The organism is Amphritea balenae, assembly GCF_003858655.1.
Lineage (GTDB): Bacteria > Pseudomonadota > Gammaproteobacteria > Pseudomonadales > Balneatricaceae > Amphritea > Amphritea balenae.
Window position 1 is genome coordinate 1 of record NZ_RQXV01000018.1, and the last position, 25,436, is coordinate 25,436.

General features: G+C 46.5%; 24 protein-coding genes and 1 pseudogene. 12 read left to right on the forward strand and 13 right to left on the reverse strand.

What is annotated here, in order from left to right; translation table 11 throughout:
• The 3 genes and pseudogenes from EHS89_RS20435 to EHS89_RS20445 all read left to right on the forward strand — a co-directional run.
• Window positions 1-325: pseudogene (locus EHS89_RS20435) on the forward strand (isocitrate lyase); the annotation flags it as partial.
• A 234-nt stretch (window positions 326-559) separates the two neighbouring features.
• Entirely contained in the window at window positions 560-1,123 is a 564-nt protein-coding gene (locus tag EHS89_RS20440; protein WP_124928029.1) for a hypothetical protein, read from the forward strand.
• A 744-nt stretch (window positions 1,124-1,867) separates the two neighbouring features.
• The gene (locus EHS89_RS20445) at window positions 1,868-3,112 is read left to right on the forward strand and encodes an MFS transporter (RefSeq protein ID WP_244937412.1); all 1,245 of its coding nucleotides are present in this window, start codon (window positions 1,868-1,870) and stop codon (window positions 3,110-3,112) included.
• A 111-nt stretch (window positions 3,113-3,223) separates the two neighbouring features.
• On the opposite strand, the gene EHS89_RS20450 is transcribed toward EHS89_RS20445, so the two are convergent.
• Both EHS89_RS20450 and EHS89_RS20455 read right to left on the reverse strand, forming a co-directional pair.
• On the reverse strand, window positions 3,224-3,571 hold the full coding sequence (locus EHS89_RS20450; RefSeq protein ID WP_124928030.1) for a RidA family protein: 348 nt from the start codon (window positions 3,569-3,571) through the stop codon (window positions 3,224-3,226).
• A 26-nt stretch (window positions 3,572-3,597) separates the two neighbouring features.
• Entirely contained in the window at window positions 3,598-3,945 is a 348-nt protein-coding gene (locus EHS89_RS20455) for a RidA family protein (protein WP_124928031.1), read from the reverse strand.
• Window positions 3,946-4,251: 306 nt separating this feature from the next.
• Here EHS89_RS20455 and EHS89_RS20460 point away from each other — a divergent pair, with 306 nt between their 5' ends.
• Window positions 4,252-4,575 (forward strand): cupin domain-containing protein, encoded by a 324-nt coding sequence (locus EHS89_RS20460; RefSeq protein WP_124928032.1) that lies wholly within the window; start codon window positions 4,252-4,254, stop codon window positions 4,573-4,575.
• A gap of 104 nt (window positions 4,576-4,679) precedes the next feature.
• Window positions 4,680-5,519 (forward strand): enoyl-CoA hydratase-related protein, encoded by an 840-nt coding sequence (locus EHS89_RS20465; protein WP_124928033.1) that lies wholly within the window; start codon window positions 4,680-4,682, stop codon window positions 5,517-5,519.
• 65 nt (window positions 5,520-5,584) lie between these two features.
• On the opposite strand, the gene EHS89_RS20470 is transcribed toward EHS89_RS20465, so the two are convergent.
• From EHS89_RS20470 to cysS, 6 genes are all read right to left on the reverse strand, one after another.
• The gene (locus tag EHS89_RS20470; RefSeq protein WP_124928034.1) at window positions 5,585-7,366 is read right to left on the reverse strand and encodes an ABC transporter transmembrane domain-containing protein; all 1,782 of its coding nucleotides are present in this window, start codon (window positions 7,364-7,366) and stop codon (window positions 5,585-5,587) included.
• Between the two features lie 30 nt (window positions 7,367-7,396).
• Complete coding sequence (locus EHS89_RS20475) at window positions 7,397-8,089, reverse strand: hypothetical protein (RefSeq protein WP_124928035.1); 693 nt, start codon at window positions 8,087-8,089, stop codon at window positions 7,397-7,399.
• 12 nt (window positions 8,090-8,101) lie between these two features.
• Window positions 8,102-8,797, reverse strand: coding sequence for a glycosyltransferase (locus tag EHS89_RS20480; protein WP_124928036.1), 696 nt, complete (start codon window positions 8,795-8,797; stop codon window positions 8,102-8,104).
• Between the two features lie 142 nt (window positions 8,798-8,939).
• The gene (locus EHS89_RS20485) at window positions 8,940-9,851 is read right to left on the reverse strand and encodes a radical SAM protein (RefSeq protein WP_124928037.1); all 912 of its coding nucleotides are present in this window, start codon (window positions 9,849-9,851) and stop codon (window positions 8,940-8,942) included.
• Between the two features lie 16 nt (window positions 9,852-9,867).
• On the reverse strand, window positions 9,868-10,530 hold the full coding sequence (locus EHS89_RS20490; protein ID WP_124928038.1) for a TIGR04282 family arsenosugar biosynthesis glycosyltransferase: 663 nt from the start codon (window positions 10,528-10,530) through the stop codon (window positions 9,868-9,870).
• 96 nt (window positions 10,531-10,626) lie between these two features.
• Window positions 10,627-12,012 carry a cysteine--tRNA ligase gene (cysS, locus tag EHS89_RS20495; RefSeq protein WP_124928039.1) on the reverse strand — a complete coding sequence of 462 codons (1,386 nt, stop codon included), beginning with the start codon at window positions 12,010-12,012 and terminating at the stop codon, window positions 10,627-10,629.
• A gap of 504 nt (window positions 12,013-12,516) precedes the next feature.
• Between cysS and nifJ the strand changes: the two genes are divergently transcribed.
• The 4 genes from nifJ to EHS89_RS20510 all read left to right on the forward strand — a co-directional run bounded on the left by nifJ (window position 12,517) and on the right by EHS89_RS20510 (window position 17,835).
• On the forward strand, window positions 12,517-16,134 hold the full coding sequence (nifJ, locus tag EHS89_RS20500) for a pyruvate:ferredoxin (flavodoxin) oxidoreductase (RefSeq protein WP_124928040.1): 3,618 nt from the start codon (window positions 12,517-12,519) through the stop codon (window positions 16,132-16,134).
• 176 nt (window positions 16,135-16,310) lie between these two features.
• The gene (locus EHS89_RS21175; protein WP_170167562.1) at window positions 16,311-16,478 is read left to right on the forward strand and encodes a hypothetical protein; all 168 of its coding nucleotides are present in this window, start codon (window positions 16,311-16,313) and stop codon (window positions 16,476-16,478) included.
• 23 nt (window positions 16,479-16,501) lie between these two features.
• Window positions 16,502-17,035, forward strand: coding sequence for a non-heme ferritin (gene ftnA, locus EHS89_RS20505; protein WP_124928041.1), 534 nt, complete (start codon window positions 16,502-16,504; stop codon window positions 17,033-17,035).
• 266 nt (window positions 17,036-17,301) lie between these two features.
• A complete protein-coding gene (locus EHS89_RS20510) occupies window positions 17,302-17,835 on the forward strand; it encodes a hemerythrin domain-containing protein (protein ID WP_124928042.1) in 534 nt (177 codons plus the stop codon).
• Between the two features lie 97 nt (window positions 17,836-17,932).
• Here EHS89_RS20510 and EHS89_RS20515 read toward each other — a convergent pair whose 3' ends face one another.
• Window positions 17,933-19,615, reverse strand: coding sequence for a glutamine--tRNA ligase/YqeY domain fusion protein (locus EHS89_RS20515; protein WP_124928043.1), 1,683 nt, complete (start codon window positions 19,613-19,615; stop codon window positions 17,933-17,935).
• Between the two features lie 219 nt (window positions 19,616-19,834).
• On the opposite strand from EHS89_RS20515, the gene EHS89_RS20520 reads away from it, so the two are divergent.
• Genes EHS89_RS20520 through EHS89_RS20530 form a run of 3 tightly spaced genes read left to right on the forward strand, consistent with a single transcriptional unit; the run spans window position 19,835 to window position 22,730 of the window.
• Complete coding sequence (locus EHS89_RS20520; protein ID WP_124928044.1) at window positions 19,835-20,341, forward strand: peptidylprolyl isomerase; 507 nt, start codon at window positions 19,835-19,837, stop codon at window positions 20,339-20,341.
• Window positions 20,342-20,343: 2 nt separating this feature from the next.
• Window positions 20,344-21,057, forward strand: coding sequence for a UDP-2,3-diacylglucosamine diphosphatase (locus tag EHS89_RS20525; RefSeq protein WP_124928045.1), 714 nt, complete (start codon window positions 20,344-20,346; stop codon window positions 21,055-21,057).
• A 47-nt stretch (window positions 21,058-21,104) separates the two neighbouring features.
• On the forward strand, window positions 21,105-22,730 hold the full coding sequence (locus EHS89_RS20530) for a cation:proton antiporter family protein (protein WP_124928046.1): 1,626 nt from the start codon (window positions 21,105-21,107) through the stop codon (window positions 22,728-22,730).
• Between the two features lie 118 nt (window positions 22,731-22,848).
• Here the strand turns inward: EHS89_RS20530 and EHS89_RS20535 are convergent, their stop codons facing one another.
• From EHS89_RS20535 to EHS89_RS20550, 4 genes are read right to left on the reverse strand one after another with little or no spacing between them, the layout of a single operon-like run.
• Entirely contained in the window at window positions 22,849-23,202 is a 354-nt protein-coding gene (locus EHS89_RS20535) for a VOC family protein (RefSeq protein ID WP_124928047.1), read from the reverse strand.
• Window positions 23,203-23,219: 17 nt separating this feature from the next.
• On the reverse strand, window positions 23,220-23,675 hold the full coding sequence (locus tag EHS89_RS20540; RefSeq protein ID WP_124928048.1) for a GFA family protein: 456 nt from the start codon (window positions 23,673-23,675) through the stop codon (window positions 23,220-23,222).
• A complete protein-coding gene (locus tag EHS89_RS20545) occupies window positions 23,665-24,408 on the reverse strand; it encodes a hypothetical protein (protein WP_124928049.1) in 744 nt (247 codons plus the stop codon). Before EHS89_RS20545 ends, EHS89_RS20540 begins: the two co-directional genes overlap by 11 nt.
• Window positions 24,409-24,417: 9 nt before the next feature.
• Window positions 24,418-25,383, reverse strand: a complete 966-nt coding sequence (locus tag EHS89_RS20550) for an alpha/beta hydrolase (protein ID WP_124928050.1) — start codon at window positions 25,381-25,383, stop codon at window positions 24,418-24,420.
• Between the last annotated feature and the right edge of the window lie 53 nt (window positions 25,384-25,436).

Genomic DNA, 25,436 nt, shown 5'->3' on the forward strand with positions numbered 1-25,436 from the left:
TTCTGCTGTAGCTGACGAACGTACCCGTACGTTCCAGGCTGACACTGCACGTGAAGCGAACGTATTCCACCACCTGATCACTCTGCCGACTTACCACACTACTGCATTGTCTGTAGACAACTTGGCAAAAGAGTACTTCGGTGAGCAAGGTATGCTGGGTTACGTTAAGAACGTACAGCGTGAAGAGATCCGTCAGGGTATCGCATGTGTTAAGCACCAGAACATGTCTGGTTCTGACATGGGCGACGACCACAAAGAATACTTTGCTGGTGAGAACGCTCTGAAAGCTGGCGGTGCGAAAAACACCTCTAACCAGTTCGGTTAAGCTGAATTAGTTTTAAGAGAAGTGCCCTGATATTACTTCCTCTGTACCAGGGTACATCTTAACTTCAGATAAAAAGGCGGCCCCTTGTTTAAGGCGCCGCTTTTTTTATAAATAAATTGTCAGAGGAACTTAATCTACGAAAGAATCGAATGGTTTTTTACGTTAGAATTTAGGAACTTGCTTGTAGGCTCCCTTACCTGCTTTCTACTGCAAACTGATTAAGTGATTTCGAATATGACTGATACACCCGTTTTTCTTAAAGATGCTAACGATTTGTTAACCGAACAAGGCTTTACGACGAGTAATATCTGGTACCACGGTACTTCATCCGCGCTGGTCGACTCTATCAAAGAGCAAGGCTTGAAGCGCTCCGGTGATAAAGCGTTGAAAGCAGCAGCCAAGAAAACCATGGCAACTATCGGTAATAAGTACACAGAATCGATTGAACCGGTTTTTTTGACACAAAGTAAAGAGCTGGCTTTTTACTGGGCTGAACAGACCGTACGAGACCGCAGCGTGCGGGTTGAAGGTGACGAGCAGCCTGTTGTGTTTGCTGCAAACCTGCCCGAAGCATTGAATGCCAAAGTAAAACCCGATGTAGGTGCAGCAAGCTTACTGCTAGTCAAAGAAGGTGAGAACTTTATGGCCCACCTTGCGGGTATCTATCAGGCAAATGGGTTCGGTGCACCACAAATAGATTTGATGAAAGCAGACCGCATGGAGTATTTAGGTAAATTAGGCATGGCCTATTATGATGCCGATCTTGAAGCTTCATGTCTGGAATTGATTACAGGCTAACTCTCTTAGATATATCTGATCAGGCTCATGTAAGGCGTACTATTCATCCTCTGCTAATACCTGATCAGATGTCGGTTTTGCTTCACTGGCGCAATGACTGACTCTTTTTGTCAGATCAGGCTGATATTCGGCGTTCTTCACTACCTCCACGAAGCCTGATCAGACGTCGGTTGCACTCTGCAGGCGCAATGAAACATTGCTGGCTTCGCTTACCTCGCATTGGCGTCCTGCTCTTTTATGTCAGATCAGGCCAAAGTTCTTAGTTCAACCTTTCCATCGTGCAACCTGATCAGACGTCGGTTTCGCTTCTCAGGCGCAATGGAACATTGCTGGTTACGCTTACCTCGCATTGGCGTCCTGCTCTTTTATTGTCAGATCAGGCCAAAGTTGTTAGTTCAACCTTTCCATCGTGCAACCTGATCAGACGTCGGTTTCGCTTCTCAGGCGCAATGGAACATTGCTGGTTACGCTTACCTCGCATTGGCGTCCGCCAATGGGAATCTAAAAGTGTTACTCCGATCCTTTAATACCCTTTGGCTAATACCAATGAATAGTCGGATTATCACTCTGTTTTTTTTAAAGTTAACTCTACGACTAAATCATATTTTACTCGGCAGGTGCCGGGGCTGTATTATCTGAGCCTTCAACTTGGCAGCAGTAACACCTCTTCACCCCCTTCTATTCTGGTATTTAGCAATACAGTGCTTAAGCACTTAGAGGGATAACCGAGAACAATTAGTTTATATGTTAACAAACTCAGAAATACCCGCTGATACACGCCAAATTCATTATGCCTGGATCATTGTCTTTTCCGGCATGCTTACCCTGTTCTGTTGTATGGGGTTGGGGCGGTTTGCGCTGGGTATGTTGCTACCCTCAATGGGTGCAACTTTGCAGCTGAGCTATTCAGAGATGGGCTTTATCAGTACCGGTAATTTCATAGGTTACCTGCTCTCAGTATTTCTATGCGGCAAAATGATTACCCGACTCGGTGAGCGAAAAACCATCGTTACCGGACTGGCTTTAATAACCGTCAGTATGCTGATTGTGAGTCAAAGTGATGTGCTTTGGCTTATTGTTCTGATGTATTTTATTACTGGTATTGGAAGTGGTGCTGCCAACATCACCGCAATGACATTAGTCGCCCACTGGTTTTCTAAGAAATACCGTGGCCGTGCAGCAGGTTACATGATCGTTGGTAACGGGTTAGGCATTATGGCCAGCGGGTTACTGATTCCCTGGCTCAATAGTCACTGGAGTGAATCAGGCTGGCGTATTGGCTGGGCTTCATTTGCTGTGGTGATCGCCCTACTTACGCTGATTATCGCTGCACTGATTCGCAACAATCCAAAGCTACTATCGATAAGACCCTATGGCGATAGCGACTCTGGCACAACACCTAAAGCTGAGACTGATGAAGTTCGGGGTAAGGGGTTAAATCTGATCGCCCACATTGGTGCTATCTACTTTGTGTTTGGCTTTACCCACGTTATCTACGCGACCTTCATTGTCACCACATTGGTCGAAGAGTATCGTTTCAGTGAAGCAAAAGCGGGTCTGCTATGGATGTCGATAGGTATTCTCAGCGTCTTCTCCGGTGCCTTATTCGGTTGGCTATCCGATCATTTTGGCCGAAAAACCGGACTTATCACTGTCTATAGCATTCAGACGGTTTCATATCTGTTAGTCGCGCTACAGCTAGGTGGCTACTCTCTGTATCTATCCATGATACTGTTCGGCCTTACCGCGTTTAGCATCCCAGCCATCGTTGCTGCAATGGTGAGTGATATGCTGCCACCCTCTCAAGCGGGAAAAGTGTTCGGTTATGTCACTTTCTTTTTCGGTGTAGGACAGATCGGCGGACCTACACTGGCGGGTTATCTTGCAGAGGCGAGTGGCTCTTTCACTTCAGGTTACCTGCTCGCAGCACTCCTGACGGGCTTAGGAATAATACTTACCGCAGCGTTAAAATATAATAAGACGGTTTAGTTTAAAGTGCTGATCAGGCAGTTATCTTGTGTTTCCTTAACCAGAATATGGCCTGATCAGATAGCATCCCATTTGGTGAATGGGACCAGAGACAAACGAAGCACTGGCTTATTACACTGACGCAGTCACGGTCACTTCAATTAGCACAACATCGCGAGCCATAACTGACTCTACGCAGGTTCTTGCTGGCGCACAGCCTTCAGGCAGCCACTCATTCCAAAGTTCATTAAAAGCAGCAACATCTTTATTGTGTTTAATGTGAATCAAAGCACTCAGAATCTTACTTTTATCGGACCCGGCTTCGGCAAGATGATCATCTATCCGCTCCAGCACTGATTTGGTCTGACCTATAATATCTTCATTCATATCCAGCGCTACCTGACCACAAAGATATACCGTGTCATTGTGAATCACGATTCTGCTTACTTTTTGAGTACTACGTTTGCGAATAATTGTCATGCCGATACTTCCTTATCTGTTCCTGTTTACAGCGCTGCGATAACGGTTAATTCAACCAACACATCACTATTGGCCATGGTTGTCTGAACACAGGTTCTTGCCGGCGCACAGCCTTCCGGCAACCAGGCATTCCACAAATCATTAAAGACACTAACATCGCTATTATCCTTAACATGGATAAGTACAGAGAGCATCTTACTGTTATCGGTTCCTGCCTCAGCCAGATCATTTTCAATACTGGCTAAGACCGCTTTTGTCTGACCGACAAAATCGGCACTGAGATCAACAGGAATCTGACCGCACAGATAAACCGTTTCGTTATGTATTACTATACGACTGAGTTTTTCGCCGATACGTTTACGCTCAAGTGTCATCAGACAAATCCTACAAAATATTGTGAAATAACAGGTCTCTACAACCTGGTAGCTAAAATGCTATAGATCCGCCAACGGATCATTTATCGCTACGTTAACACAGCATCAATCTGTTTCTTATCAAGATCACTACCATAGTGTGAAACGCCCGCTCTCAAGCGCTATAGTGAAAAAGTCGCAATATTAAGGAACATCAGCTGATATGGGTACGTCTGATCGGCAAGGAATTCGTTAACCTGTAATCAATCTGCTGCTAATTTCCTGTTTTGGTCTACTCTTTTTGAAACGAATTAAAGAGATAAAGTAATGCAAAACCTGCTGACAAATATTCCGGGAGAGCTTCCTGGCGAGCTGTTCACTACCCTACTTGAGAATGATCAGCTTAAAATTGAGCGTATCGTCTCCCGCGGCCACCACTCACCTGATAATGGCTGGTACGATCAGGATCGACATGAATGGGTTCTGGTAATACAAGGGTCTGCCCGTATAGGCTATCCCGACAGTGAACCGGTCGAACTCGTTACCGGTCAGTATCTTCATATTCCAGCGCACCGAAAACACCGGGTTGAATGGACATCCCCTACTGAAAATACTATCTGGCTGGCTATCCATTATGGAACAACAACTTGACTAATTCGCTGTGCCACACCAGCAGATCTGATACACTTTTATGCTTTATAAGAGGCTGAGTTGTAATAACAGTCCGATACTCTAACAATCGCCATGGAATGAAGATGACTGACACACTGCAATACCCTGTTCTTAATGACAGTACTCTGACCTTAGACAGCCGCGTAGCCACCCTTACCTTTCAACGCCATGATGTGCGTAACGCACTGACCGGCACCGGACTGATTGATGATCTGGTCAATGTGGCTGAGTGGGTTAACCGCACGCCAGAAGTGTCTGTTCTGATCATTACCGGTGATGGTAGTGCATTCTCTGCCGGCGGCAATATTAAAGAGATGAGCGAGCGGGACGGTGAGCACAAAGACGGCGCCTTCGCGGGTGACGTTTACGAGGTACAAAACAAATATCGTCAGGGCATCCAGCGTATTCCGCTGGCGATGGCAAAAATCGACATTCCGGTAATCGCTGCCGTCAATGGTCCCGCTATCGGTGCAGGCTTTGATCTGACCTGTATGTGTGATCTGCGTATCGGCTCTACAAAAGCACTGTTAGGCGAAACCTTTGTTAATCTGGGCATCATTCCTGGCGATGGCGGAGCCTGGTTTCTACAACGCCTGATCGGCTATCAAAAAGCCGCAGAACTAACCTTCACCGGGCGCGTAATCGGTGCTGATGAAGCAAAAGAGCTGGGTATATTGCTGGAGGTTGTAGAACCTGAGCAGTTGCTGGAAAAGGCTCAGGAACTGGCTAGCCGTATGGCAGAAAAGCCACCCCAGGCACTACGTATGACTAAACGTCTGATGAAAACGGCTCAGAAAATGGAGCTACCTGAATTCCTTGAGCACTGCGCGCTAATGCAGGGTATCTGCCACAACACCGAAGACCACCTTGAAGCCGTTAACGCTTTTGTCGAGAAGCGCACCCCTAACTATCAGGGTAAATAAGTAATCTATATTAAATAAAAGGGGCCTGTAGGCCCCTTTTATTTAATTCTCAACGCTCTACTTGATTACAGGATGCGATCCTGGCTCTTTGCATCACTCTTAAACTGCAGCTTTGCCAAGCGCGAATACAGTTCAGAGCTTTGTAATAGCTGATTATGGCTGCCCATCCCAACCATTTTGCCCTGATCTAGTACTACAATCTGATCGGCATGCAATATAGTCGAAAGGCGATGCGCAATAATCACTGTGGTACGCCCTTCCATTAACGTATCCAGCGCTAGCTGTACTTTATTCTCACTCTCAGTATCGAGCGCGCTGGTAGCTTCATCTAACAGCAGTATGCGGGGATCATTCAAAATTGCCCGGGCAATAGCAATACGCTGTTTCTGACCACCGGATAAACGCACGCCCTGTTCTCCAAGATCACTTTCATAGCCATCAGGCAAACGCTCAATAAACTCATGAGCATAGGCAGCCTTTGCGGCATCAATAACCTGCTCTTCAGTCGCGTCAGGCCTGCCGTAGCGAATATTGTCGATCACATTCGCGGTAAACAATGCAGGCTGCTGAGAGACCAACGCCATCTGCTGTCGCAACTCACGTGGATTAAATTCACGCAGATCAATAGCATCGAAACAAACCTGCCCCTTTGCCGGATCATAAAAACGCAATAGAAGTTCGAATACAGTAGATTTTCCGGCACCTGACGGGCCAACCAAGGCCGTTATACTTCCCTGGCTTAAGGTCAGTGAAAACTCCTCAAGCGCTGTTTGATCGGGACGTGATGGATAATTAAAAGTAACCTCATCAAACGACAACTGAGGTTTCAGCGATGCTGCAACTGGAATCTGCTCTACAGACCCAGAGTTCGGTGCCTTAATCTCACTCTCAGCATGCAGCAACTCCATTAGTCGTTCAGTGGCACCAACCGCCCGTTGTAACTCACCATACACTTCAGACAGAGTACCGACACCCATCGCCACTATTAATGCATAAAACACAAAAGCCCCTAGTTCGCCTGCAGACATCGCACCGGTAATAACATCATAGCCACCCACCCAGAGCATGCCTGACAGAGCACCGAACACCAATAATATGACCATCGCCATCAACATCGCTCGCTGGCGGATACGGTGCTGTGCAACTTTGAATGCCCTATCTACCTCTACCCCGAAAGCCCGGCTTTCATGGGTTTCCTGAGTGTAGCTCTGCACGGTTTTAATCTGCTGTATCACCTCACCTGCATAACTGCCAACGTCAGCAATACTGTCCTGGCTTTTGCGAGCCAGTGCCCGTACCCGGCGACCAAATATAAGAATCGGCAACAGTATCAGAGGCACGCCGGCGACAATAATCATCGACAGCTTAATATTAGTGACAAACAGCATGATCAGAGCACCAGAAGTGGTCACTATACTCCTCAGCGCCATTGAAAAAGAACTGCCAATAATCGACTGAAGTAAGGTGGTATCGGTGGTCAGACGCGACATGATTTCGCCGCTACGGTTTGTTTCAAAGTAGCTGGGATGCAGGCTAATAACATTATCAAAAACCGACTGACGAATATCAGCGGTTACCCGCTCTCCCAGCCAGGAAACCAGATAGAAGCGTATAAACGTACCGCAGGCCATCAGAACAGCCATAACCACCAGCATCGCAATAGCCTGGTTTAACTGTGAAACAGACCCCGCAACAAAGCCATTATCGATTACCAGCCTCACACCCTGCCCAATAGCCAGCGTAATACCCGCAGTGAACAACAGTGCGATCATCGCCCCGATCCAGTATCTGCGATATGGCAACATGAAGCCTATGAGCTGTTTTAGGGTTGAGAATTTATCCCACATGGATAGCGATCCTTAAGGTTATTCTTGGCTTTAAATCTGATAGCTTGAAAGTAACTGGTCAAACTCATGTAAGCGTTCTGAGGTTAAAACAGTATCGTTGCTAAACATTTTATCTATAGACTCCTGTCCACCACTACACCAACACTGTATCGCCAGAAGTCCCGCCTGACGAAGTTGAATAGCAAGCTGACAAGCTTGCGATGGCGAGTTAGCCGTAAATTCAAAAATATCTCCTTTGCTCATTTTTCTTAAGCCAAACAGAGCCTTTGAAATACTCACATCGGAACAACGATGAATCATAACAGCGGTATCTCTTAATAGATCAGTACTTAGACTGTTAGTCACTTTTATTCTCGCCGTAGCTTCACCACAAGGATCACCACAGGCAAGAAAAGACTGAACATAATACTCTGAGGGGAAAATAACCGCAGATCCGGTCTCATAGATTTCACTATCACGCTTATCAATAAGCAGAGGCCCTAACCCAATAGGAATATCGAAACAATCAGCAACTTCAATTTCATCGCTTAACATATCCTCTAATGACGTTTGGCTGACCAGACTAACAGGTTCAGCAACTACCGGGACTGCGGTCGCTTCAGGTGTAACATATCCAAAATTAGCGACACAGACTGGGCCGAAATCATCCAGATAGATACTTACCTTATCCTCACTACCTACGACCTTGCGAATCAGGACATAAGCCTCGTCATTAGTGATCATATCTCTCTCTTATTAAATGGAGAATTTACCTTTTAACAGCAACCAAAACTGCGGCAACGCCTGTTTAATCCAATATAGTTGATACTTAAAGGTGAGCCGCCCCCACCCAACAGCAGAATATTTACGGGCACTGGTGGTGAGTGTCGATCCGGTATTCGCCAATCTGACTCTCTTCTGGTGTGCGCGCCAGACAAACAGATGGTCTTCACCATAAGCTGCATCGATAGGGTAACCGCCCAAAAGATCAAACTTATTACGGGAGATACAAAAGCCCTGATCGCCAAATGGTAAGCCCAGGTATTTTGACCGCAGATTAGCGCCCAGGCTATTTAACCACATCGGACCACGGCCATCTGCTTCAAACTTAAGATTGAAATAGTGCAGCCGTTCAGGCCAGCGCTGCAGACTTTGATTAAGCATCTGCCAATGGTTATTAGCTACCTGGCTATCAAGATGAAGGAACCAGATGAATTCCCCGCTACAAGAGTCGGCACCAAGATTTAACTGAACTGCACGTCCCTGCTCAGAAACCAAATATCTAACACGATCACACAGATAAGGATCAAGCTGGCTTTTCAGTCCCTCAGAACCGGGACAGAAAACAAAGACGATCTCTTTAGCCTGACGCAAATATGTCAGTCTGTTGAGCATTGGGCCCAGATCAGATTCGGCGGGACCAACAGGAATTACGACCGATATATTCAGCATCGAAAACTATCATAACCAAAGTCAGTGAAATGGAGTCGTTTTAGCAATGCAAAATTGAGTGAAAAAGCGCAGCTCACGGCTGTAAGTGAGCATTTTGATCGAAATTTTAACGCCGCTAAAACGGCTCCAGGCACTGACCAGACTATGACTCGCTGCATGAAGAACCATATTTAAAGCAAGAAAAACACCGATGATGCTTCATACTGATCTGTTGCTCGAGTGCCCGACCCAGATCATCCCCTAAATCGTACTCCGGATCGTCGTCCACCAGGGTACAGGCATATACCCTCATCTTACCATTCTGCTTAACGACCATCTTACTGAAAGCACACATAAAACTACTGCGACTCTCTTCGGTATGATACTGAGTCATACAGTGAGTACTGATATCCGGGCTTGAGCCATCACTATTCGGTGGCAGAAAGTCTGGGAAAGCAACAAAATGCATATCCGCAGGTAGCCCCCGGCTAACTAATACATCCCGATAAAGTTTTTCGATAGCCGCAGTATCTTCACCATCAGCCATCTGTCTGGCAAGCGAAACATGGAATCCCCGGTCATAAAGGGCTTTCATTCCCTTCAGGGCGCTATCGAACATCCCTTCACCACGCCCGGCATCATGTACCTCTGCGATCGGAGCATCAATACTGACACGAAAGCTAATCGGAAACTTGCTACCTTTCAGCTCATCCAACTGATGCAGTCGTTTCTGTAGAGCATCAGTGCCATTCGTCAGCACCAGACAGGGAGCATGTTGAGAGGCCAGTTTCAGGATTTTTATCAGATCTTTAGCCAGAAAAGGCTCGCCTCCCGTAAAGGAGAATTGCTGAACACCCAATTCCAGAGCGCTATGAATATATGGAGTGACATCATCCAGCTTTATCAGATCCAGGCGCTTATCGCCCGGCCCGGAGCCTTCAAAACAAAAGTCACAGCTCAGATTACAAGCGGTACCGGTATGAAACCATAACTCTTTTAAGTAATGGGGCCTTATATAGCCCCGATCTGATCCGTCGGAAGTTGAATACCAGTCACGACTTCGAATCAGTTCCATATAAACCCCTTAAAATTCAATCTAGTAGACTTTCTATTCTTTGTAACAGTTGCTGTCGGGCCGGTCTAGCATCATGTTTAATCGACACTTGAAGGCGCGCCAGATCTGCAGCAGTATCCACATCGTAACAAGCTGAACTGAAAGCAACCTGAAAGCCCTCAGACTGACAGGCCGCGACCAGATCAGTACCCAGTTGCGGAGTACTCCAGGGCAAACCAGAAAGCTCAGGCCATGGTTGATTACACCCCATGGCTGTTACTCCCCCATCGGCAGCAGGACTAAATAGCATATCGGTTTCAGTAAACAGACCGATAAGCTCTTGATAGTGTGACCGGCTATGTTCCGGAGCATCAGTACCAATAAATAGCAGACTGGTATCACCTTCGAGACGTAACAACTGATCGATATAATTCAGTTTCTTGCCAAGATTACCTTCACACTGGGGAACTACCCTGCAATCCCTTTGCAACAGGCCTGCTGCCCATTGTTGGTCTGCAGCGCTCGCCGGAGATAAGACCAGCTTACCAGGCCAGGCTTCAGCATCTTCCAGCGCACAATCGAGCAACGCGGTCGCTATCTCAAGCGCAGGTAGTTTACCCAAGGTCGCAGCTATGCGCTGTTTTCCCTGACCGGCCAAAGGACGCTTACAAAAAATGACCAGGGTTGGCAGTTGACTCATTTTCGATCCTAAACATTAAAAAGGCAGCTGTTTGAGCTGCCTTTGAAAGTACAAATATACTGATACGCCTTACCAAGATACTTCGGTTATGAGGCTTTATGCCTCACGAAACCAGCTTGTCCCTTCACGACTGTCTTTCAGGATAATCCCCTGAGCGGCCAGATCATCACGGATCTTGTCAGATGTGGCAAAATCTTTCGCCTTTTTAGCGTCAGCCCGCTGCTGAATAAGCGCTTCGATCTGTTCCGGTGTAATTTCACCCTCTTTGCTTTCCCCCTGCAAGAAGGCTTCAGGTTCCTGTTGCAGCAGGCCAAGAATACCGCCCAGCTGTTTCAACTGAGCCGCAAGTGCCGGGGCCTGAGCCGTCTTTTCACGGCTTGCAGTATTCAGTTCGTTAACCAGTTCAAACAGTACAGCCATCGCTTTAGGTGTATTGAAATCATCATCCATCGCGGCATTGAAGCGATCTTCATAATCGTTATCAAGCTTAGCGGCCTGGGCTTCCACACCATTAAGCGCCTGATAAAAACGTTCCAGGGCACTACGGGCTTCTTTCAGGCTATTTTCGGAGTAATCGATATAGCTGCGGTAATGCACAGAAGACAGGAAGTAACGCACTACCTCGGCATCGTATTTATCCAATACATCACGAATAGTAAAGAAGTTACCCAGTGACTTAGACATCTTCTCAGCATTAACCCGCACTGCGCCGGCATGCATCCAGGTATTAACAAACTTAACACCATTGGCCGCTTCTGACTGCGCAATCTCATTTTCATGATGAGGGAATGGCAGATCAGGGCCACCACCGTGAATATCGAAAGTGTCTCCCAGACAGCACTTCGACATCGCAGAACATTCTATATGCCAGCCAGGGCGGCCAGCACCCCATGGTGACTCCCAGCTAACCTCTCCTGCTTTAGCCGCTTTCCACAACACAAAGTCCAGCGGACTCTCTTTGGCGTCTTGTACCTCAACACGGGCACCGGAACGAAGTTCCTCAACGTTTTTATTGGTCAGCTGGCCATAGGTGGCAAATTTCTCGACCCGGTAGTAAACATCGCCATTTGCAGCAGCATAGGCATAACCTTTATCGATAAGTACCTGTACCATCTCGATAATTTCCTGCATATGCCGGGTTGCACGAGGTTCCTGGTCAGGACGCAATACCGCAAGCTTATCTTCATCCTCATGCATCGCATCAATCATACGATCGGTCAGCTGATCAGGTGTTTCGCCGTTCTCACCCGCTCGCTTAATGATTTTGTCATCAACATCGGTGATATTTCGGATGTAAGTCACATCCCAGCCACGGGCACGCAGATAGCGGGTTATAACATCAAAAGAAACCATCACACGGGCATGACCAATATGACAGAAATCGTAGACGGTTATCCCGCATACATACATGTTGATCTTGCCCTCTTCCATTGGCTGAAACGGGGCTTTCTCTTTGGTCAGTGTATTGTAGATCTGCAGCATCAGAATTCGCTTGTACTTCAGTGAAAAATTAGCTGCATATTATAAATGAAATCAGCCGTTTAGTGTCTACCTAATCCAAAATACTTTTTATCCTGTACGACCAAGGAACCTGCGAATAAGTCCCAAATTTTCTCTGTGGGCATTTAAACGGCTAGATACGCGAAAGACAGCGCAGTGGAATGACAAGTCCTTTTAAAGCTGTGTGACAATGCAGAAAGTCGTTTTAGTGCCCACCCTACGGGGCTGCCAGAGCGATCCAAATTCTTCGTTAACGATTTTCGACAGGCAACCAGCATGCCTGTAATCGCTGCCTTGAACTTGAATCTCTCTGAAAGCCAGAGGCGTTCGGGACTTGTTCGTAGGCTCCCTAAAGATGTTCTGGCTGAATACAGGACGAAAATATTATTGATCCAGCGCAGTTATCCGTCTCAATAATTGAGCTATAACAGGCTTAATCAGAACAAACTAATATTCATATTTTTAAGCTTGTTCAGGAGCAACACCATGAACATCCAACAGACACGTATGATGGATGGCAATGAAGCCGCAGCTTATATTGCCCACCAGTTGAATGATGTAATCGCGATTTACCCCATCACCCCGGCCTCCCCTATGGGAGAAATGAGCGACAGCTGGAGCGCTGAAGGCCAGGAGAACCTGTGGGGTGTTGTGCCTGATGTTATCGAACTGCAAAGCGAAGGTGGTGCTGCCGGTGCAGTACATGGCGCGTTACAGGCCGGCGCTAAAACAACCACCTTTACCGCCTCCCAGGGGCTGCTACTTAAAATCCCTAATATGTACAAAATCGCAGGCGAACTGACGCCAACGGTTTTTCATATTGCTGCCCGCTCACTGGCAACCCATGCACTATCAATTTTCTGCGACCATAGTGATGTTATGGCCACCCGGGCTACCGGTTTTGCCATGCTGGCATCCACTACCGTTCAGGAAGTCATGGACATGGCCACCATCGCAGAGATGGCAACGTTAGAAGGACGGGTACCGGTTTTGCACTTCTTTGATGGTTTCAGAACCAGTCATGAAGTCAGCAAAGTGGAAATGGTAACCCCTGGCATGCTCAAGCAGCTGATCGATATGGAGCAGGTACGCGCCTGTCGTAACCGGGCACTATCTCCGGACCACCCGGTGGTCAGAGGAACCTCTCAGAACCCTGATATTTTTTTCCAGGCCCGTGAAGCCTGCAACCCCTTTTATGATGCCTTCCCCACCATAGTCCAACAGACTATGGATCGCTTTGCGGAAATTACCGGACGACAGTATCAGCTATATGAATATGAAGGCGCTGCTGATGCAGAATCTATCATCATCCTAATGGGCTCAGGTGCCGATACTGCAGCCGAAACCGTTGACTTTATAAACCGCAAAGGAGGGAAAACCGGTTTACTCAAAGTCCGGTTATTCCGACCTTTTGATGCTGCAAGATTACTGGCAGCCATACCCGATAGCGTAAAAAATATAGCTGTGCTTGATCGCACTAAAGAACCTGGTGCCGATGGTGAGCCTTTATACAAAGATATCTCTACAGCGTTCATGCAGGCCCTGCTGAATAAACAGATCAAGGCTGAGCAGCTGCCCAAGCTCATCGGCGGACGCTTCGGCTTATCGTCAAAAGAATTTACCCCGGCGATGATCCGCGGTGTGTTTAATGAGCTCGAAAAAGACAGTAGTAAAAACCTGTTTACCGTGGGTATTGATGATGACCTGACGCATACCAGTATCGAGTTTGATGCCAGTTATATTACCGATGCCCATAACAATAGTTATCAGGCGGTATTCTATGGGCTAGGCGCGGATGGTACCGTCAGCGCCAACAAAAACAGTATCAAAATTATCGGCGAACAGGACAATTATTACGCTCAGGGGCACTTTGTATACGACTCGAAAAAATCTGGCGCGGTCACTGTCTCTCACTTGCGTTTCGGCCCACACCCCATCCATTCTGCTTATGAAATACAAAATGGTCAGGCCGACTTTATCGCCTGCCATCAGCCCCGTTTCCTTAGTCTTTACCGCATGCTGGACAAGGCCAAATCCGGTGCAGTGTTTCTATTAAACAGTAGCGCAGCACCAACGGCAGTATGGGATACCCTACCCGAATCCGTTCAGAAAAAAATTATCAGTAAAAAGATTCGTTTATTTGCCATCGATGCGTACCGACTTGCCGCCGAGTGCGGTATGGGTAAACGTATTAATACCATCATGCAAAGCTGCTTTTTTAATATCTCCGGTATTCTGCCTGAAGAACAGGCCATCAACGGGATTAAAGAAGCAGTTGTTAAAAGCTACGGAAGCAATCAAAAGGTTGTCGAACTCAATCTTAAAGCGATCGATGAAAGTCTTAAGCATCTACACCTGATTGACATACCTGAGCGGGCTACCAGCCGTATCCCGATGCATCAGCTGGATGCTAATAATGCTAACGACTTTGTGCGCCAGCTTACCGCAGAACTTATCGCCGGCCATGGTGATAAAATCCCGGTTAGCGCACTCCCTGTTGATGGTACCTGGCCCACCGGAACCACCGCCTTTGAAAAACGAGACCTGGCTCAGGAGCTGCCGCTCTGGGATGAGAAACTATGCACTCACTGCGGCAAATGCGTGCTGGTCTGCCCCCATAGCGTCATTCGCAGTAAAATATTTGATAAATCATTGTTAGAGCAGGCACCTAACAGCTTTAAAGCTGTGCCTGTTAAAGGTGCCAAAGATTTCCCCGATGACAGTTACATAAGCTATCAGGTGTCACCGGCTGATTGTACCGGCTGTACTCTCTGCGTTGATATCTGTCCGATCACTGACAAGCAAAAGCCCGATCATAAAGCGATTAATATGGTACCCCGGGAGCAGACTTTTGCCAGCGAAAAAGACAACTGGGACTTTTTCCTTTCCCTGCCAGAATTTGATCGCACTACCTTAAAAAACGCGACTCTTAAGGGGTCAATGGTGTTACAGCCCCTGTTTGAATTTAGCGGCGCTTGTTCTGGCTGTGGTGAAACATCCTATATACGCCTGGCTAGCCAGCTGTTTGGTGATCGTATGTTGGTAGCAAATGCTACCGGCTGTTCCTCTATATACGGTGGCAACCTACCCACCACCCCCTGGACTAAAAACGCCGATGGTCGCGGCCCGGCATGGAATAACTCACTGTTTGAAGATAATGCAGAGTTTGGGATGGGTATGCGGGTCGCGCTAGATAAGCAGCGCGACTATGCGATGGCTTTGTTAAGTCAACTAAGGCATCAGCTGGACCCGGCACTGGTAAACGCGATTATCACCGAACCAGAAGCAGATGAAGCGGGTATTGAGCGACAACGGCAATCGGTGGAGCAGTTAAAGCTTGATCTGGATGCGCTCAGTGACAATGAGGTTTTTGGTTCCCAGGCGATAGAGCTGCGCCACCTTGCCGATCAGCTTAGTCGCAAGAGCGTCTGGATTATTGGTGGCGATGGCTGGGCTTATGACATCGGTTTTGGCGGGCTTGACCATGTACTGGCATCTGGTCGCAACGTCAATATCCTGGTTCTGGATACCGAGGTTTATTCCAATACCGGCGGTCAAACCTCTAAAGCCACTCCGGTGGGTGCGGTCGCTAAATTTTCAGCGTCAGGTAAAGCCTTGGCCAAGAAAGATCTGGCCCGTATCGCTATGGACTATGAACATGTCTATGTTGCTCACGTCGCTTATGCAGCGAAAGATGTACAAACACTACGTACTTTTTTAGAAGCCGAAGCTTATGACGGCCCTTCCCTGATCATCGCCTACTCTCCCTGTATCGCTCACGGCTTTGAGATGAAAGATAATCACCTGCACCAGAAACTTGCGGTTGAAAGCGGACACTGGCCACTGTTCCGTTACGATCCTCGTCTGGCAGATCAACATAAGAATCCTCTTAAACTGGACTCTAAGCCACCCTCTATTCCTTACGCAGAGTTTGCCCGGAGCGAGACCCGCTTTAACTCGCTTCTCAAAGCACATCCAAAGGAAGCTCAGGCATTCCTAGAAAAAGCCCAGCATGAAGTTAGCGAGCGTTATAAACGCTATCAGCAGATGGCTGAGATGGATTGGGAAGAAGCGGCCATTCCAGAACAACCAGAGGCTGAGTGACCCACACCGGATTAATCAACGCCAAACTACCTGACTGACCGGGTTGTTATATTAATATTTACAGCCCGGTTATTGATCTGGCTCTACAAAACCCTTAGTGCTAATCATTATCATTTACAAAAACAGATAATTCCGTTATAAATCCCATCAGCTGAATACAATTGCAGGTATAATTTATGGCTAGCACACTGAAAGCAAAAAGCCTTTGTAAGCTGAACAAAGAGATGATCTCTAAACATTTTGATGAGATCGCTGCGGTCACCAAAAACAGCCAGTATGTTTGCAGTAAATGTGCACGTTCGTCCGATGGTAAAAAATGGCTGTGTAAGCCGGTATCTATATAACAACCCACTTAAGCGGAGTCATAATGCTTAGTAGTTCAATGCTTGAAAAACTCAATAATCAGATCAACCTGGAATTCTTCTCATCAAATATGTACCTGCAGATGAGCTCTTGGGCTGAATCAAAGGGTTTTGAGGGTTGCGCTGCCTTTTTAGCTCTTCATGCAGATGAAGAGATGCAGCATATGAAACGTCTGTTCACCTACGTTAACGAAACCGGTGGCATGGCGCGAATTGGCGCTATTGAAGCCCCTATCGAAGAGTTCGACTCCATCAAAGACCTGTTCGAAAAAGTGTATGAACATGAATGCCTCATCACCAGTGAGATAAATGGTCTGGCACACGCCGCTTTTACCAATCAGGACTATTCAACCTTTAATTTCCTACAATGGTACGTGGCTGAACAGCACGAAGAGGAAAAGCTGTTTAAGGGTATTCTGGATAAAATTGAAATTATTGGTGAAGATGGCAAAGGCTTGTTCTTTATCGATAAAGAGATTGGTCAGATGGCTAAAGGTGAATTCAGTAGCGTCATGGAAGCCGACAACAGCCCGGCATAAGTTTTTATGTTAGTTTCCTGAACATCTACTATTAACGGCCTGTGGGCCGTTTTTTTATGCCTTTTGAGTAACTATCCAGCGATAAATACGATTGGCAAGGCTAATGCGATACATTATTGATCGTTGTCAAAAATATTATGTAGTACAATGTATATGATTAAGCAACGACTCTAACGGGATATTTATTTACTAATATACAGTTAACATCACCCGTTAACCGTCTATATGTGACAGTGGGGCAACCCCTTCCAGTTTATAAGGTGTATATGATGACTACAGAAGACAGCCCAATCGATGATTACTCACAATGCCATATCAACATCATTAAAAACTTTGAGGCGCTGAAAGAATTTGGTAAAAAACAGATTACCGACCCGGTAAGTGCAGAGGATTCCGCTGCGGCCGACAAATTTGTTCGGTTCTTTAAAGATGTAGTTCTGACTCACCATCATGAAGAAGAGCAGGAACTGTTTCATGTAGTAATCGATTGCGCCAGTCCCGGAAACGAACTTACTCAGGCAAAAGCGATGGTTCAGCGCCTGACTAAAGAACACCGCAGCCTTGAAAAGCAGTGGAAAAACATTGAAGGCGATATGAAGAAGCTGGCTAAAGGCAAAGCTGCCAGCCTTGATCAGAATGCTACGCAGAAGTTGGCTGAGCATTACCTGCTACACGCTAACTATGAGGAAGATGAATTCCTGCCACTCTCTTCCGAGATTCTTAAAGATACCGGTATGGCATCACTGGGCCTGACACTGCATATGAAGCATGACAGCATCAAGGTTCCTACCTATATCTGATTTTCAAACAGCTTTAGGATTCCAATAAAAAAGGTCGCAATAGCGACCTTTTTTATGTCAAAAACAGTCCGGTTAATGCAACTGCTTCAGTAGAAGCTTATTTTTTCCAGGTATCCCGTAAACCGATCGTCTTGTTAAAGACCGGAGTTTGAGCACTGTGCTCGAAACGATCAGCAACAAAGTAACCTTCCCGTTCAAACTGGAAAGTAGTTTCCGGCGCAGCATTGACCAATCCCGGCTCAACCCAGCAATTAGTCATTTCAGTGAAGGAGTCCGGATTAATATTATCCAGGAAGTTGCCTTCACCTTTATCAGGCGCTTCTACATTAAACAGGCGATCATAAACACGTACAGTTGCCTGCTTACCTTCAGTTGCAGATACCCAGTGCATAACTCCACGAGGCTTCATACCTTCAGGTGGATTTTCGCCAACAGTGCCCGGAATCAGTTCAGCATGAACTTCTGTGATTTCGCCGCTGTCATCTTTAACCACACCGGTCGCTTTAATCACATACGCGCTGCGCAAGCGCATGAAGTCCCCTGGCACCAGTTTCTTGAACTTCTTACGGGATAGAGTCGAGTCCTCATTATAATCTCCGCGGTCCATATAAAGTTCACGGGTAAATGGCAGTTCACGGGTACCCATATCCTTTTGTGGATGAACCGGCGCAGTAAGCCGCTCGACTTCACCTTCTGGGAAGTTGGTAATAATCAGTTTCAACGGGTTCAGAACCGACATAGCACGGGCTGCATTGTCATTCAGATCTTCACGGATGAAGAACTCAAACTGTGCCATATCAACAATACCGTCAGTCTTAGCTACCGCCAGACTATCGCAAAAGTTTCGTACAGCGCGAGCACTATAACCACGGCGACGCATACCTGAGATGGTCGGCATACGTGGATCATTCCAACCACTCACATGACCTTCATCGACCAACTGCTTCAGCTTACGCTTACTGGTAACCGTATAATTAATATTCAGGCGACCAAACTCATACTGACGCGGTTTACTAGGTACCGGCAGATGCTCAATGAACCACTCGTATAACGGTCGGTGATCGGCAAATTCCAGGGTACATACTGAGTGCGTAACCCCTTCGATTGCATCTTCCTGACCATGAGCAAAATCATAGTTAGGATAGATGCACCACTTATCACCGGTCTGATGGTGTGATTCTTTACGAATACGATACAGAATAGGATCGCGCAGGTTCATATTCGGTGAGGCCATATCAATCTTGGCCCGCAGCACCTTGCTACCTTCGTCAAATTCACCGGTTTTCATCCGCTCAAGCAGATCGAGGTTGTCCTCAGCAGAACGCTCACGATACGGGCTATCTTTACCTGGCTTTGTTGCCCAGCCACGGTATTCACTGGCCTGCTCGGCACTCAGATCACAAACGTAGGCATTACCTTCACGAATAAGGTGCTGTGCCCAGCTATAGAAAGTATCAAAATAAGAAGACGCATAACGGACTTCACCGGCCCAGTTGAAACCCAGCCAGCGAACATCTTCTTTTATCGCATCAACGTATTCCTGATCCTCTTTCGATGGGTTTGTATCATCGAATCTCAGGTTACATTCACCGTTATATTTTTCAGCAGTACCAAAATTCAGGCAGATCGATTTCGCATGGCCAATATGCAGATAGCCATTAGGTTCAGGCGGGAAACGGGTGACTACTTTCTCGAGTCCCTGCTCCAGATCCTGCTCAATAATCTGATGTATAAAATTTGTTGGCTGTGTTGCAGCGTTATTGGCGTCGTTATTGCTCATAAAGGCGTCTTAACTTCCGTCTGAAATCGAGTAGGCCGATATTATAGACAGATGGTCTGCAGACAACCATAAGTAAGGTAAAATTAATGAGGAAGTTACGTCCGACGGCCTGTTCAGAATTTATTCAAAACTGGATTAATTTTTTAGTAGGTTCATTCGTGGTAATTCTTTAGTATAATCTCGTCCACAATTAAAAGATAAAACAAAGGAACCGGAAGTATGATCGTACTGCACACTAACTTCGGCGATATCACTATCGAACTGGATTATGAAAAAGCACCGAAGACCGCAGCTAATTTCGAAAACTACGTAAAAGACGGCTTCTACGACGGCGTAATTTTCCATCGTGTTATTGATGGCTTTATGGTGCAAGGCGGTGGCTTCGAACCTGGCATGGTCAGCAAAGAGACCGGTGCTAATATCGAAAACGAAGCAGATAACGGCCTGAGTAACAAACGTGGCACACTGGCAATGGCCCGTACCATGGATCCGCACAGCGCATCTGCGCAGTTCTTTATCAACGTTAACGATAATACTTTCCTGGATCATACTGCTAAAACAATGGAAGGCTGGGGCTACGCTGTATTCGCAAACATCACCGACGGTATGGATGTTGTTGATCAGATCAAAGCGGTTTCTACGACTTTCCGCGGCGGCCATCAGGATGTACCTGCTGAAGACGTTATTATCAATTCAGCTGAAATTGTGGAAGCAGACGACGCCTGATAATGCGCACTCTGTTTATATCAGATCTACATCTGCACCAAGGGCGCCCGGATTTAACCCAGGCGCTTTTGCATTTCCTATCCAACCAGGCCGCCGGCGCCGATCAATTGTATATTCTGGGTGATCTGTTCGAAGCCTGGATTGGCGATGATGCCATCCCCCCTGACCAACAGCCCGTTATCTCTGCACTGAAACAACTCAGTTCAGCTGGTACAAAACTGTTTTTTCAGCATGGTAATCGTGACTTCCTGATAGGACCTGCGTTCTCAGAATTAACCGGTATTAACATACTGAATGAAACTGAGATTGTTGACCTTCCTTCAAGTAAAGCCCTGTTAATGCACGGCGATCAACTCTGTTCCGACGACACTGAATATCAGGCATTGCGCCATCAGCTTCGTAACCCGCAGTGGCAACAGGCATTTCTCTCTAAAACGATTAGCGAGAGATTAGCAGTCGCACAGCAGTTGCGCTCAGCCAGTAAAGAGAAGAACGCTGAGAAAAGCATGGCGATCATGGATGTGAACCCTACCGCCGTATCAGAGGCAATGACAGATGCAGGCATAAACCTGCTGATTCACGGTCATACCCATCGTCCGGCAGTGCATCAGATAAAAACGGGACGCCGAATTGTCCTGGGTGACTGGGATAAAACCGGTTGGTATCTCGAATGTACAGAAACTGGTGAACAACTGATAGAATTCCCACTGGTTTAAATGCTAGCATAGAGTCAATTAAATAAGTTAAAACAAGCACTTATTATATGGATTTTATCTGGATACTGTTTGCCTACTTCTGCGGACTCACCGTTAAACTAACGGGCCTTCCGCCACTTATCGGCTTTCTTCTAGCCGGCTTTGTACTTCATTACCTGGGTATTGAACCCAGCCCCAGCCTCGATATTCTTGCCGACCTGGGCATTACACTGATGCTCTTCACTATCGGCCTCAAACTTAACGTCAAAGATCTGCTGAAACGGGAAATCTGGTTCGCCACCGTCAGCCATATGTCATTCTGGTTTGTTTTGTTTGGCGGTCTAACATTGCTACTGGCCAGTATCGCACTGCCTTTCTTTTCAACTGCTAACCTGACAACAGCAGCGCTGCTAGGCTTTGCTTTCAGTTTTAGCAGCACCGTTTGTATCGTGAAATTACTTGAAGAAAACGGCGAACTTAAAACCCGTCATGGACAGCTGGCTATCGGTGTACTGGTTATGCAAGATATCGCTGCCGTTATTTTTCTTGTTTTTGCTACCGGCAAAATCCCCTCTTTATGGGCTCTCCTACTATTTGGCCTTATATTTGCGCGCCCCTTGCTTGGCAAACTTCTTGAACGTGCAGGACACGGCGAGATGTTGCCCCTGACAGGGTTCTTCTTTGCATTAGGGGGCTACGAACTGTTTCATTTGGTAGGCATCAAAGGTGACTTAGGGGCTCTGGTTTTCGGTATCTTACTCAGCCAACACAGTAAAGCGACTGAGCTGACCAAGTCATTGCTAAGTTTTAAAGACTTATTTTTAATAGGTTTTTTCCTCTCAATTGGCTTCACCGCTCTGCCTACCTGGTCGATGTTTGCCATTGCTTTACTCATCGCACTACTAATCTCGGTTAAGTTTGTTCTGTTCTTTATTCTCTTCACTCGCCTGAAGTTACGTAGCCGAACCTCCTACCTGGCAGCGCTTGCACTGAGTAACTTTAGTGAATTTGGCCTTATTGTTGCTGCACTCAGTGTAGACTCTGGCTGGCTTAGTAATGAATGGCTGGTCATTATGGCGTTAGCCGTTTCCTTGTCCTTTATCGCCACCAGTGCCATATATCCCAGAGCACACCAACTCTACACAAAATATAAACAGCCCTTGCGAAGATTCCAGCATACAGAACGCCTGACAGCCGATCAGATTAATCAACCAGCTGATGCAGACATTCTGGTCATCGGTCTGGGCCGTGTTGGTAAAGGCGCCTATCGTTCATTGCAGAATATGGTAGACAATCGGGTGGCCGGGCTTGATTCCGACCAGAGACGAGTTGCGGAATTACAGAAAATGGGCATGAGTGTAATTGTCGGCGATGGAGAAGATGCCGATTTCTGGGAAGCATTTGATACTTCAAAAGTACGTTTAATATTACTCGCCCTTCCCGCAATAGATGATATTCGTAATATTACTTTTCAGCTACGAAGTGCCGGCTATACCGGTGCTGTGGCGGCCATTGCCCGCTTCGAAGATGACAGAAAGCAGCTGTTAAAAGCAGGTATAGACAAAGTATTTAATTTCTATAAAGAAGCCGGTACCGGTTTTGCGGAAGACAGCCTGATGTTAATACAGAGTAGCGTATCAGCTCACCAGAACGACACAAGATCAATGGATAAAAGTGGTCCTGCGAAGCTTTAGCCAGTACATCTGATTAGTGTTTCATGCAGTTGCTTAATATAGTTTCGACAAGATAATCAGCTCTTGATACCGGTCAGCCTTGAAAAAGCTGACCGGAACAAACAGAAGCAGCACTACATTAGTGATCGGACCAGACCGCAAACTCATTACCACCGGGTTCGATAAAATGAAACCGACGCCCACCAGGAAAATCAAACACTGCTTTACAGATAATCCCCTGATTCTGTTCGATCTTAGTTTGAGTTAACTCGAGCTTATTACTGTAAAACACCAGTAGCGCACTACCGTTTTCCTGCCTGGCCGGCTGTGTTGAATAAAAGAATCCACCTTCAAGACCTTGATTATTAAAAGCGATATAGTCAGGCCCATAGTCGGTAAAAGACCAGTGAAATACCGTTGTGAAAAATGCCTTGGTTGCCTCGAGATTATTTGAACCAAACTCTACGTAGTTAAGCTTTTCATGTTCATTCATCAGGTAGTTCCCGGTTATTAAAACTGATTTTCATCAGCAGGCGCATACATTGCAAAAAGTTCTGCGCCGGTCATATTTTTGGTCTGATTAGCAAACTCATAATACGCCGGCTTCTGATCAATAAATACCTGATGATCAAAAACCATCTGTTGCAGATCGACCTGTTGAAAATCAAATAGCCCTGCAGGCATTATATATTGCCCGCTTTCTTTAAGCCGATAAAAGAGGTGTGTCCCGCAACTTGAGCAGAAACCCCTTTCAGCCCATTCTGACGAGTTAAAAACTTTAACATGCTGAGTATCTGTAAATTCAACAACCGTGCCGCAATCAAGTGCCAGTAACGGCCCACCGCCCCAGGTTCTACACATACGACAGTGGCAGGCACCCAGATGGATCGAAGCCTGCTTTACATTGACATCTACCCCACCACAAAGACACTGGCCCTGTAGATCATTTATTGCGTCAATCTGCATCTTTAAGCCCTCTCTTGATCCATTCCCTGGCGTGTTTTATTGGCCCCCTGATGCCCCTCTCTGGTCTTTCAGGTGAATCCGCCTGCACCCTCGGATTCAGCTCAAGCCTGGTTAACATTTGCTCTGTTCGTTTAAGAATAGCAACAGACACCCCAGGGGCTACATTATCACGAATTGCGGCTATCAGCGTTCGGTGTAAAGCGCTGGTCAGGGTCCATACGGTATTGAGCCGAATCCCGCCAAGATCATCCTGACTCGCCAGCCTGTCAAGGCACTCAGAAAGCTCAGGAATCAGGATAACAGGCCGCAACTCTCGAAAAATGACGGCTGTGGCATACATCTCTTCAGCGGAACAAGGCTTATTCAGACAATCTCTAAGCTCATCAATATTGCCACTTGCCCGGGCATGAGCTCTGAGCATACCACGGGTTTCAGCCAGCTCTGCTACCGGTGCATTTGCATCAAAACCGTCCAGTAACTCGCCAAATAAACGACGTTCATGTTGTAGCTCTGTCTCTAACTCTTCCAACTGACTCTGGCTGCTTTCAACTTCATTTTTTAACGCCTGCATTTCAATTTCCAAACCGCCAAATTTAAAATGCGAAATACGCTTTAGCAGATCTGGCTGACGAGCCAGCCAGATCAGAACCACAAACAACATAATTTCCCATAGAGCAATATTTTCAACTAACAAAGCAATATAGGCGTACAGATCAGACTGTGGAGCATTCATGACGCAGCTCTACTTAAGAATATGTGTACGGCGGGGCTCATTACTGACTTTCACCCGGCCGGTTTTGATGGATTCCAGCATATGTTTAAAAATTTTACCCGGCTGGCCTCTCCCATTATCAAGAAAATAAGAGTGCCCTTTTGGGAAATCATAACGAGTATTAAGATCATCACAATCGATAGCATATACGTTAGTTTGAACTTTACGCATATCTTCAGGCCCGCTGTGGCCAAGCCGCCTTGAGGCAACCCTGCTCTTAAGATTTGCGGCTTTACTTGCTCTCAGCGCCAGATCATCGGATGCAAAATACACTGATACATTTCGGGAAGACTGACAGATAAGACGACCACTTTGCCCCTCTTCAAGGGATTCATTCACAATGTCCGCAGCTACCAGAAAAGTATTTCGAAATAGCAAAGGCACACCATCCGCCAGATAGTCCTTATTCCAGGCCCTCATAGTTTCACGTAACACGCGATTGCCCATTGAGTGAGCCAGAACATTAATTCGCTTTAAACAGATAGCATCCTCATCCGGTGCGGAGTTGCGCCAGTCCATAAAAAACTGCAACGCCCTGGCCAATGATATTGCGCTGTTATCTGCAGATTTCTGATCATCCCAGTAATCTTTTACAATCCCCGGATCATCGTCACAAGGCCAGATAATAGGCACCACTTCGATCAGATCCGGTTCAGCGTTATCGAAGTACTTTTGTAGCTTTTGTGCGCGGGGGAATATATCCGGTTCAGGTAAATTTGAAAAACCATGAATATAGAACAATAGTTGTTTTGAGCCGGACTCCTTTAAACGACTCATAAGCTGCTTGGAACCAAGCTCTACATAACTATCTTCATCGGTACGTTCACAAAAATAGATCGAGTTAGAGGGGGCATTTTTACTCAGATCAAATTGATAGCTTCGATTTTTCTTGGTAAGAATTGAACCTTGCGGCTCACGGTTAGTAATAAATAGCATAGATGGCCTCCTGCCTGCTGATAACCTGAAATCAGCTTAGACCAGAAAACCGC

Bases quoted from the DNA above. Each gene is read 5' to 3' on its own strand.
- EHS89_RS20440 (WP_124928029.1), top strand. From the start codon at position 560: ATGACTGATACACCCGTTTTTCTTAAAGATGCTAACGATTTGTTAACC.
- EHS89_RS20445 (WP_244937412.1), top strand. From the start codon at position 1,868: ATGTTAACAAACTCAGAAATACCCGCTGATACACGCCAAATTCATTAT.
- EHS89_RS20450 (WP_124928030.1), bottom strand. From the start codon at position 3,571: ATGACAATTATTCGCAAACGTAGTACTCAAAAAGTAAGCAGAATCGTG.
- EHS89_RS20455 (WP_124928031.1), bottom strand. From the start codon at position 3,945: ATGACACTTGAGCGTAAACGTATCGGCGAAAAACTCAGTCGTATAGTA.
- EHS89_RS20460 (WP_124928032.1), top strand. From the start codon at position 4,252: ATGCAAAACCTGCTGACAAATATTCCGGGAGAGCTTCCTGGCGAGCTG.
- EHS89_RS20465 (WP_124928033.1), top strand. From the start codon at position 4,680: ATGACTGACACACTGCAATACCCTGTTCTTAATGACAGTACTCTGACC.
- EHS89_RS20470 (WP_124928034.1), bottom strand. From the start codon at position 7,366: ATGTGGGATAAATTCTCAACCCTAAAACAGCTCATAGGCTTCATGTTG.
- EHS89_RS20475 (WP_124928035.1), bottom strand. From the start codon at position 8,089: ATGATCACTAATGACGAGGCTTATGTCCTGATTCGCAAGGTCGTAGGT.
- EHS89_RS20480 (WP_124928036.1), bottom strand. From the start codon at position 8,797: ATGCTGAATATATCGGTCGTAATTCCTGTTGGTCCCGCCGAATCTGAT.
- EHS89_RS20485 (WP_124928037.1), bottom strand. From the start codon at position 9,851: ATGGAACTGATTCGAAGTCGTGACTGGTATTCAACTTCCGACGGATCA.
- EHS89_RS20490 (WP_124928038.1), bottom strand. From the start codon at position 10,530: ATGAGTCAACTGCCAACCCTGGTCATTTTTTGTAAGCGTCCTTTGGCC.
- cysS (WP_124928039.1), bottom strand. From the start codon at position 12,012: ATGCTGCAGATCTACAATACACTGACCAAAGAGAAAGCCCCGTTTCAG.
- nifJ (WP_124928040.1), top strand. From the start codon at position 12,517: ATGAACATCCAACAGACACGTATGATGGATGGCAATGAAGCCGCAGCT.
- EHS89_RS21175 (WP_170167562.1), top strand. From the start codon at position 16,311: ATGGCTAGCACACTGAAAGCAAAAAGCCTTTGTAAGCTGAACAAAGAG.
- ftnA (WP_124928041.1), top strand. From the start codon at position 16,502: ATGCTTAGTAGTTCAATGCTTGAAAAACTCAATAATCAGATCAACCTG.
- EHS89_RS20510 (WP_124928042.1), top strand. From the start codon at position 17,302: ATGATGACTACAGAAGACAGCCCAATCGATGATTACTCACAATGCCAT.
- EHS89_RS20515 (WP_124928043.1), bottom strand. From the start codon at position 19,615: ATGAGCAATAACGACGCCAATAACGCTGCAACACAGCCAACAAATTTT.
- EHS89_RS20520 (WP_124928044.1), top strand. From the start codon at position 19,835: ATGATCGTACTGCACACTAACTTCGGCGATATCACTATCGAACTGGAT.
- EHS89_RS20525 (WP_124928045.1), top strand. From the start codon at position 20,344: ATGCGCACTCTGTTTATATCAGATCTACATCTGCACCAAGGGCGCCCG.
- EHS89_RS20530 (WP_124928046.1), top strand. From the start codon at position 21,105: ATGGATTTTATCTGGATACTGTTTGCCTACTTCTGCGGACTCACCGTT.
- EHS89_RS20535 (WP_124928047.1), bottom strand. From the start codon at position 23,202: ATGAATGAACATGAAAAGCTTAACTACGTAGAGTTTGGTTCAAATAAT.
- EHS89_RS20540 (WP_124928048.1), bottom strand. From the start codon at position 23,675: ATGCAGATTGACGCAATAAATGATCTACAGGGCCAGTGTCTTTGTGGT.
- EHS89_RS20545 (WP_124928049.1), bottom strand. From the start codon at position 24,408: ATGAATGCTCCACAGTCTGATCTGTACGCCTATATTGCTTTGTTAGTT.
- EHS89_RS20550 (WP_124928050.1), bottom strand. From the start codon at position 25,383: ATGCTATTTATTACTAACCGTGAGCCGCAAGGTTCAATTCTTACCAAG.